This is a genomic window from Rhizobium sp. SVR5-2C (assembly GCF_056755115.1).
Map to the genome: position 1 here is coordinate 1 of NZ_JBNDHT010000212.1, position 7,554 is coordinate 7,554.

The 7,554-nt window shown below is 57.3% G+C and carries 9 protein-coding genes; 7 read left to right on the forward strand and 2 right to left on the reverse strand.

Going from position 1 to position 7,554, the window contains the following annotated elements; translation table 11 throughout:
* Nucleotides 1-259 precede the first annotated feature (259 nt).
* Nucleotides 260-1,087: a nickel-binding protein gene (locus ACPYOI_RS33650; RefSeq protein WP_481423987.1), complete on the forward strand. Its 828-nt coding sequence runs from the start codon at nucleotides 260-262 to the stop codon at nucleotides 1,085-1,087.
* Nucleotides 1,088-1,099: 12 nt separating this feature from the next.
* On the opposite strand, the gene ACPYOI_RS33655 is transcribed toward ACPYOI_RS33650, so the two are convergent.
* Entirely contained in the window at nucleotides 1,100-1,759 is a 660-nt protein-coding gene (locus ACPYOI_RS33655; RefSeq protein ID WP_481415204.1) for a DUF6766 family protein, read from the reverse strand.
* Between the two features lie 203 nt (nucleotides 1,760-1,962).
* On the opposite strand from ACPYOI_RS33655, the gene ACPYOI_RS33660 reads away from it, so the two are divergent.
* Together ACPYOI_RS33660 and ACPYOI_RS33665 are read left to right on the forward strand one after the other, a co-directional pair.
* Nucleotides 1,963-2,151, forward strand: coding sequence for a hypothetical protein (locus tag ACPYOI_RS33660; protein WP_481415203.1), 189 nt, complete (start codon nucleotides 1,963-1,965; stop codon nucleotides 2,149-2,151).
* Between the two features lie 75 nt (nucleotides 2,152-2,226).
* Nucleotides 2,227-3,231, forward strand: a complete 1,005-nt coding sequence (locus tag ACPYOI_RS33665; protein WP_481423988.1) for a YihY/virulence factor BrkB family protein — start codon at nucleotides 2,227-2,229, stop codon at nucleotides 3,229-3,231.
* Between the two features lie 13 nt (nucleotides 3,232-3,244).
* Here ACPYOI_RS33665 and ACPYOI_RS33670 read toward each other — a convergent pair whose 3' ends face one another.
* The gene (locus ACPYOI_RS33670) at nucleotides 3,245-4,324 is read right to left on the reverse strand and encodes a polysaccharide pyruvyl transferase family protein (protein WP_481415201.1); all 1,080 of its coding nucleotides are present in this window, start codon (nucleotides 4,322-4,324) and stop codon (nucleotides 3,245-3,247) included.
* A 199-nt stretch (nucleotides 4,325-4,523) separates the two neighbouring features.
* On the opposite strand from ACPYOI_RS33670, the gene ACPYOI_RS33675 reads away from it, so the two are divergent.
* The 4 genes from ACPYOI_RS33675 to ACPYOI_RS33690 all read left to right on the forward strand — a co-directional run.
* Nucleotides 4,524-5,447: a glycosyltransferase family 8 protein gene (locus ACPYOI_RS33675; protein ID WP_481415200.1), complete on the forward strand. Its 924-nt coding sequence runs from the start codon at nucleotides 4,524-4,526 to the stop codon at nucleotides 5,445-5,447.
* Between the two features lie 10 nt (nucleotides 5,448-5,457).
* Nucleotides 5,458-6,309, forward strand: a complete 852-nt coding sequence (locus ACPYOI_RS33680; RefSeq protein ID WP_481415199.1) for a 3-deoxy-manno-octulosonate cytidylyltransferase — start codon at nucleotides 5,458-5,460, stop codon at nucleotides 6,307-6,309.
* 51 nt (nucleotides 6,310-6,360) lie between these two features.
* Entirely contained in the window at nucleotides 6,361-7,053 is a 693-nt protein-coding gene (locus ACPYOI_RS33685; protein ID WP_481415198.1) for a glycosyltransferase, read from the forward strand.
* Nucleotides 7,054-7,078: 25 nt separating this feature from the next.
* Nucleotides 7,079-7,554, forward strand: a 476-nt coding sequence (locus tag ACPYOI_RS33690) for an ELM1/GtrOC1 family putative glycosyltransferase (RefSeq protein ID WP_481423989.1), incomplete at its 3' end; no start/stop codon positions are given.

The window sequence follows — 7,554 nt, forward strand, 5'->3', positions numbered from 1 at the left end:
CTGTAAGGTCGGCCGCGCAGCACTTTGCGGGTCGGCACGGTCTGATTTACAGCGTCAGACATAGCATTCCTCCTTTTCACAACCAGAAAGCTAGAGCACCCAGGCTTGTTGGGAAGGCTGGTGGATGACGAGGCTTTTGACCGTATCCCGGCCCGCTGGCGATGATGGAAATCAACCGTTCGAGAATGTGGACGGATTCGTATGCAGGCCGTAGAATACATGCCTCCTATATGCGGAGGATTCCGGAAGGAGCGCGCCAATGCCTATCTTCATAGACCGGCATGATCTCGCGGGAACCACAGCCGCCGACATTGCCGAGGCACACCGCAAGGACATCGAGATTCAGGATCAATACGGGGTCAAATTCCTCACCTACTGGTACGACCAGCCCCGGGGGACCGTGTTCTGCCTCGTAGATGCGCCCGATGCGGAAACGGCACAATGTGTGCACCGGGAAGCCCACGGCTTTGTCGCCGGCGAAATCGTCGAAGTTGCATTGTCGGCGGTAGAGGCCTTTCTCGGCCGCATTACCGATCCAAAGCCGGCGCCCGGGCAATCCTCGGCCACTGTGGATGCCGGCCACCGGGCCATCCTGTTTACCGATATCGTCGGCTCGACGGCAATGACATCACGCCTTGGCGACCGCTTGGCAACCGAAATGGTCAGGGCGCACGACTCCCTTGTGCGTAGGTGCCTCGGCCAGTGTGCCGGCCGCGAGGTGAAGCATACCGGCGACGGAATCATGGCGACGTTCGCCTCGATCCCTGCAGCCGTCGAATGTGCAAGAATGGTTCAGCAGGAGTTCAAGCGGTACAACCGCGGCAATCCTGAACCAATTCATGTTCGCATCGGACTCGATTGCGGCGAGCCCGTCGAGGATAGTAACGACCTGTTCGGCTCCACGGTGCAACTTGCAGCGCGATTGTGCGGCGCCGCCTCCAACGACCAGATTTTGGTATCGGAGAACATTTTCCGGGAATACGGCGCCTCAGATCTCTTCGCCCACGCTACGCGCCGGCGTCTGAAGGGATTTTCGAAGCCCGTTCTGGCCTTCCGATGCGACTGGGTTGAACCAGTTGCCAATTAACGTTCTAGGCTTTCACCCGCCAGTTTGGTGATGCGGTGCGGCGACGGGTTTCGATTCCGGCGAGCCCTTGAACCTCAGGAATATGGACAGGACAACAAGGACGGCGGTGGAAAAGAACTCGGATTGCCAGTTCTGAAATGACTCGAACCAAAATTGCGCGCTGCCTAGATGGTCGAGGAAGCTCGTCGCCGGGTGGCCACGCAGGGCCGCCTCAAGTGCCTCCTTTTGAGCACTGCCGAACAGATGAAGAATGAAACTTGCGACAAACAGGACCACTAGGACTATGCCCAGCGAATAAGCGTAGAGTTTGCGCGCGAGCCGCCCGCCTCTCAAAGGCCCCGGCACGTGAGGATCATGGGCAGGGACCAAGATGTGCTCGTCCTGCGATGAGGTGTCATCCGGATCTTTCGATTCTGCCGAGCCCCGTTGAAAGAGGAACGCGGTCAAAACCACGTAAGTGGCCATTTGCAGGAATTCGCTCTCCCAGTTCTCGAACAGTGCCGAGAGAAAATGACCCGACCCGGCGTATTCCAGCAATGTCAGCTGGGGGAAACCGTGTTCCGCAAGCTCCTGGTTCAAGCTCTGCCATCCGCTGAGCAGCATGCCGCCGATCGTGACAAGTGTCGCCGTGAGGAGAACAATGGTCAGTCCGTTGTCGCGGAAAAATCGCATTCACATTCCTTCGTCCAGTGCGGCAGCAACGCCAATTCTCCAGAGCTATGATGTCTCACTCCAGATAAACTTGCATGCCGAACGAACGTTCCGGGCCTACTGTTCAGCAGCAGCCGGCAAGGCTCAGGGGCCTGCCGAATAGAGGGAACGAACCGGAAGCTTAGCCGTTGAAGCCTTGGCACAGTAGCAGCGGAGGAAATGTCATGGGTATCGAGCAAGCTCCAACGGAAAAAGGGAAACAAGCGGCGCGGGGATTGAGGAAAAGCACCGCGGCGGAGGAAAAGAAAGTGGAGGCCAAGAAGGGCTCAGACCTCGCGAAAGGTTCCGAGCGTTTCGAGGAACGTTCGAAAAGTTCAGACGGCAAGAGCGCCGGAACAAAGCAGCGCCTCTGACGCGGGTCCGCCTTCTAACGCTGACGAGCAGATCACCGGAAGGGACCCGAGCGGTTCCGTCACGGGAGTTGACCAATGGCGGCACGGGAGACTGGCGCGACAGGAAAAAGTGTTCCGCACGCGCATGAACCGGACCGGGGAAGAGATGCCGATACCCCGAATCAGATTCCGCTGAAGGGGTTGAAAGATGTCTTCTGGCGCATCGTCGCTGAAATTATCGACGATCGCGTCATGTTGATTGCGGCGGGGGTGACCTACTACCTGCTGCTGGCGTTGTTTCCGGCACTCGCCGCGCTGGTTTCGCTCTATGGCTTCGTCGCTGACCCGGTGACAATCGCCGGTCACATCGATTTCCTGTCGAGCCTGCTGCCTCCCGGCTCCCTTGATATCATCCTCACGCAGCTCGACGCGCTCGCCCAGCAGAAAACGTCATCGTTAAGTATCGCCTTCGTCGTCGGGCTGGTCGTCGCCTTATGGAGCACTAACAGCGGGATCAAGGCGCTGTTCGAGGCGATGAATGTCGCCAATGGCGAGGCCGAGAAGCGAAGCCTTGTCAGGCTGAACCTGATGTCCTTGACGTTCACGCTCGGCGCGCTGCTGATCGCAGTCGTCCTGATCACCGCCATCGGCGTTGTTCCCGCAGTCCTCTCGTATCTCTGGCTCGATGGGTGGGAGGAGCAACTGGCAAGGTTTGCGCGCTGGCCGGTGATCCTCGCGTTTGCCGGCGCGGGCATCACGTTGCTCTATCATTATGGGCCGAGCCGCGAGCATGCGAAGTTTCACTGGCTGAGTTGGGGAGCGGTGTGCAGCACACTCCTATGGCTAGGCGCTTCGATGTTGTTTTCCTACTACCTGGAAAACTTCGCCAACTATAACGCCACTTACGGCACGCTCGGCGCGCTGATAGGCTTCATGGTCTGGATGTGGATATCGACGATCATCGTGATTGTCGGCGCCATGCTCAACGCCGAACTTGAACACCAGACCGCGCACGACTCGACTACAGGCGAGCCTCGGCCGATGGGAGAACGAGGCGCATATGTAGCCGACACGCTCGGCAAGACCTCCGACGAAGACTGAAAGCCCCGCGGTCCTATCGGACCAACGAGGCAATGTCGTTGAACATCTCGAGCGCATCTCTCTCGGCCCTGGCAACATAGGTAGCCGCCGCAATGTTGTCTTGCTCCCGCCAGGACGTCGCCAGTTGGAAAGCGGCCGCCGGATCTCCAGCCAGGAATTTGGAAAGGCCCGCATCTTCGAGCATCCCGCGCGTCTTCGAAGTATTGGATGCCATGGATGCAAAGGGCGTTCCTGCCATCAGTGACAGGCAGGCAGCGTGAAACCGACCTGCAATCAGGCCTTTGGCCTCTGCTATCGTGGTCAGGATCTCCGGGGCCGGGCGGAAGCGTGTCGTGTCCCGTATCATGTCCATGCGCGAAGCCATCAGCGGCCGGAAGACCGACTTGCGAAAGGCGCGATATCCGATCCGTTGCGGTTGACGCGGGGCCGGCGCTTCATCGGCGGCGCCATCCGGCATGAAAACTGCGAAAGGCCGGGCCGACTTGTCGAGAAAGGGATTCGAGGGCTCACAGGTGTTGAGGTTCAGGTAGGAGGCATCTCGGCGCCGGAGAGCATGCTCAAGCAGCTGCTTGTTCCGTTCGCTGTTGGCGTTGTCAGTCACGACCATCGATCCGCCCCTCGAGGATGACCGATACGAACTCATTGCGCGACTGGACAATGTCAGGTCCGGTACGACTTCTACCTGCAAACCGGCGAGCCTGGCGTTGTGTGCGCTCAGTGACTCCCTGACGTAAATGCGGTCGAATGCTTCACAGGCGCGCGCTATGGCATCGTCGTTCTCCTCGTAAACCGAATTGATGAGTACGCTCGCAACACCGGCACTGCGGCAGAACGGCCCCACCTCCGCCAGTGCCTTGGCTTGCCTGCTTGAGTGGTGGAGTGTCCCCTCGCCATTAACGATGACGAGATCTGCCTTCCGCATTTCATCTTGAAGAGCAGATTGTGTGCGCCAATCCGTATGAACGGATGACGTCGCTACGACCTGTATCCCGTGTGCCGCAGCAAGCTTGACTATCTGCGATACGACAAGCCTGCAGCCCAGATGCGGTTTCGTGGATGTGTCGTTGATCAAGATCGCCTTGCTGTCAGACATCGCCCATCCCCTCTCCGGCTCGCCAGCAGCGATACGCCTCAGGCAGCCCGCGCCCCAAGTTCCACGAAACAGAAACTACCAACACGGAACTTGAATGTCTCCGGCCTGGTTCTAGTTGTACATATTCTCATTTAGAAGATATAAATGTGCTAATTTAGAATAAGTGAGTCACGTAGGAACCGTTTGAGGCCTGAACTGAATGTTTCGCTATGCTGTGGTAACCTGCGCTGACATGAGAATGATGCCAGCTGCGATCTGCGCACTTCTTTCCGTCTTCCAGAAAAACTCCCGCCCCGATACGAAGTACATTCTGATTGGCATCGACTTACAGCAAAGCGCCCACGACGATATTCGCAGATTCAACGAAGCCAACGGGATCGATATCGAAATCGTCACTTACAGCGAACCATCTGACCTTGCAGCCACCTCGGGACGCTGGCCCCCGGCAACTCTCGCCCGTCTCTTCATCGACCTGCTCCTTCCAGATTCCTTCGTACGCGTACTCTACGTCGATGCGGATATACTCGCAGCGGCGCCTGTCGGCGACCTGCTCACGGCGGACCTTCAAGGCAAGGCGCTGGGTGCGGTTGATGACTACATCATGGCTTTCCCGGAAAAGGCACGGAGGAGAGAACAGAAGCTCGGGCTGATGTTCGGGCCAAGATACTTCAATGCCGGCGTGCTGTTATTTGACTGGCAGAAATGCCGTTCAGAGGGGCTGCTGGCGCGTGCGCGTGCTTTGATCGAACGGCCAAACGCGAAGTTTGACGCGAACGATCAAGACGTTCTCAACGTTGCGTTCCAGGGAACATGGCTTCCGCTGCCATTCCGCTGGAACGTACAGACCGGAATGCTGCCCTTCGTTTCAGATCCCGCTGTTGTCCATTTTACCGGCCGGCGCAAACCCTGGCAGCATTCCATAAACTGGGCCCATCGCAAATTCGCGGGACAGTATTCGGACCTTCTGAATGGAACTCCATGGTCGGAGTTCTGCGAATGCCGCTCTCCCGCACGCGATTTGGGCGACTTCGCCTTGTACGTCGGGAGTACCGTCGGAGGGCTGGCGAGAGCGAAAAAGGTCAAATCATATTTCAAGGGCGGCATGCGCCCCACGGGCGCTTAGTGGCTGATCGATGAATTCAAATCCAATGCCGCTGAACTTCAGAGAGAGGGACGAATGGCGGCAGTTCTTCTCATCGTTTTCGCACATCGTTCTGGTCGGAAACAGCGACCGCACCGAACCTTTCCGGCTTACGGAAGCGTTTCCCCAGTCAGCGCTCTTCGTATTCTTCAACAAGGTCTACAAGGTACTGAACAAAGATTTTGACAGGCCTTCATTGCTGGTGGCGCGAAGCGGGACAAGTGGCGCCAACATTGTCCATCGCAAGGAAGTGAAAGATGTCCTCAGCTTCTTTCCGGAAGAGGCGCTCGTAGGCATCGTCAACATTCGTGTAGCACCGTCAGAGCGATTCAGCCCCAAATCGGCTTTTGAAGGTGCCAAAGTCTATCATCTGGATCTCTCCTCGGTCGCGGACGATTACCCCTCCGGAAAAATACCGACGAGCGGTTTTGCCCTGACGCTGTGGCTTCGCGATCTCCAGCCTGCCTCAGAAATCGTGCTTGCAGGATTTTCGGGAACAAGGGGCGAAACATGGAAAGTCTTCAACGTTCACGATTGGACTTACGAGCAGGTCTTCCTCCGGCTTTGTGCCAAAAGAGGAGAGATCGCGGCATTCAATCAGGACGGTGACGTCACACGAACCGCTGCCTTGTTGAAGAGCTTTCCAGACATGCCCCCTGCCGAACTGCTCATGGAGATGGCCGCAGTTCTGGCGGAACGTCTGGACAATGCGAACGACCAGATCGATCGGCTGATGTCGGTGACGAAGGTCCAGCGAGGTCTGGACACCCTTTTCCGTCGCATCAGACCCAAGACACGCAAACAGCGGGAGCAAGCCCGACTGAAGAAGGACCCAAATTCATGAGTCGGGCTGGCAACAGCCTACCGAACGGACAAACCAACAAGAGGCACTGAGATGGATCAGGAAACGATTCGGATATTCATCGGTTTCGATACAAAGGAAGCGGTCGCCTATCATGTTTTATCGCAAAGTATCCTGGAGAAATCCACGCTCCCCGTTGAGTTCAGCCCTATTGTTTTGTCGAATCTCGGCGGCATTTTCACCCGCGAGCGCAATGCTCTTCAATCAACAGAGTTTTCGTTCTCGAGATTTCTGACGCCCTATTTAAGCAGCTTTAGCGGCTGGAGCATCTTCATGGACTGCGACATGCTGGCTCGCGCCGACATAGCCGAATTGTGGTCGCTACGAGACGAGCGCTACGCCGCGATGTGCGTGAAGCATGATTACACCCCGAAGGTGGAGACCAAATTCCTGGGTCAGACGCAAACCAAGTACGAGAAAAAGAACTGGTCGAGCCTCCTCATGTTCAACAACGACAAATGCCGCGCACTCTCCCCCGATTACGTCAACACCGCGACTGGGCTGCAGCTTCATCAGTTCAAATGGCTTGAGAACGATGACCTGATCGGTAGTATTCCGGTGACCTGGAACTATCTCGTCAACGAATATGAAAAGCGCAATGACGCCAAGCTCGTTCACTTCACCGACGGAGGTCCTTATTTCGAGGAGTACAAGAACGACGACTATGCCGACGAATGGTTCGCGGCAAGGGACCGGGTATTGTTCGTTCAGCAGCGCGCAAACTGAGCGCTCAGTCCGGCGTTGAGCAGACATGGAATCGACCTATGACCCGCCCGTCCTTCAGCGCCCTCTCCGGGTATGGGCGGTCAGTGAGCAGAAGATAGGCACTCTTTCGCAGTGCCTCGGCGTGGGGCGTTATTTCGACCCCACTCCCCTGGAAAAAATTATCGTTCCGCGCCATGGACTGAAGCGGCTGCTCGCCCCGCCGATCTTCCGTCGCTCCGAGCCTGAACCGGACATCCTGATTTCTTGCGGATACCGGCCGGAGAAACCGGTCCTCAAGGCCAAACGTGCGTTCGGCGATCGGCCGATTGCCATCCATCTACAGAGACCGGAGATCCAAGGCTACGACTACGTCTTCGTTTCGCGCCATGATTGGACCGACGAGCTCTCGAGCAGATCCAACTACTTCCCGATGGTTGGGGTGCCGCACCGGCTCAGTCCGCACGTGATCGAAGGACGGCGTCCGTCTGCGCGAGCGACCTATTCGCCTGATGACGGCAAGGT

What these genes read in the sequence shown, in the direction of transcription:
- ACPYOI_RS33685 (WP_481415198.1), top strand. Translation starts at nt 6,361, where the DNA reads ATGGATCAGGAAACGATTCGGATATTCATCGGTTTCGATACAAAGGAA.
- ACPYOI_RS33660 (WP_481415203.1), top strand. Translation starts at nt 1,963, where the DNA reads ATGGGTATCGAGCAAGCTCCAACGGAAAAAGGGAAACAAGCGGCGCGG.
- ACPYOI_RS33675 (WP_481415200.1), top strand. Translation starts at nt 4,524, where the DNA reads ATGTTTCGCTATGCTGTGGTAACCTGCGCTGACATGAGAATGATGCCA.
- ACPYOI_RS33670 (WP_481415201.1), bottom strand. Translation starts at nt 4,324, where the DNA reads ATGTCTGACAGCAAGGCGATCTTGATCAACGACACATCCACGAAACCG.
- ACPYOI_RS33665 (WP_481423988.1), top strand. Translation starts at nt 2,227, where the DNA reads ATGGCGGCACGGGAGACTGGCGCGACAGGAAAAAGTGTTCCGCACGCG.
- ACPYOI_RS33655 (WP_481415204.1), bottom strand. Translation starts at nt 1,759, where the DNA reads ATGCGATTTTTCCGCGACAACGGACTGACCATTGTTCTCCTCACGGCG.
- ACPYOI_RS33650 (WP_481423987.1), top strand. Translation starts at nt 260, where the DNA reads ATGCCTATCTTCATAGACCGGCATGATCTCGCGGGAACCACAGCCGCC.
- ACPYOI_RS33680 (WP_481415199.1), top strand. Translation starts at nt 5,458, where the DNA reads ATGAATTCAAATCCAATGCCGCTGAACTTCAGAGAGAGGGACGAATGG.